Annotated in this window: 1 protein-coding gene; it reads right to left on the bottom strand. The window is 68.7% G+C overall.

Annotated features, from left to right (window positions below; genetic code table 11):
- Window positions 1-571: transposase (locus IY392_RS15705; protein WP_194861711.1), on the bottom strand; the 571-nt coding region annotated here is incomplete at both ends.

The raw sequence follows: 571 nt of genomic DNA, 5'->3' as shown, positions 1-571 counted from the left end.
CGGTGTCTTCGTCTTCGCCCTTACCGCGGGCCTTAGCCTCAGCCTTCTCCGCCGCATCGGCGGCGGCGTCGGCTTCCAGAGCAGCTTTGGCCTGGCGCAGCTTGACCAGGCGAGACTCTCGGCGGGCCAGCTCATCGGGCAGCTCGTCCCCGCGCCGGTTCTTGCCGAACTTGGCGTCCTCGGCCTTGTCGATGGCCTCGGCGGCGGCCAGCAGATCGGAGACCTCCTGGGCCAGTACCTTCTCCTTGTCCGTCAGCCGCGCGTACGACATGGCCTTGCGTTTGGAGGCGTTCGCCCGCAGCTTCGTCCCATCCAGCGCGACCTGTCCAAGCGTGACCATCCCGGCGGCCTGGCACAACGCCAACGCCTGCAAGAACAGGTTGCCCAGCGCGGCCAGGTGCCTCTTGCGAAACCTGGCGATCGCGCGGTAGTCCGGGGCCGCCCCGGCCGCCAACCACCGGAAAGCGACGATGTCGGTGCAGGCCTTCTCGATCCCGCGGGAGGAGCGCACCCCCGTGGTGTAGCCGAAGATCAGCAACCGCACCATCAACCGCGGATCGTACGGCGGGGC

Source organism: Dietzia sp. SYD-A1, assembly GCF_015356725.1.
Taxonomy (GTDB): Bacteria; Actinomycetota; Actinomycetes; order Mycobacteriales; family Mycobacteriaceae; genus Dietzia.
Note: the sequence above shows the minus strand (reverse complement) of the source record. Positions and strands in the feature narration are given on the sequence as shown.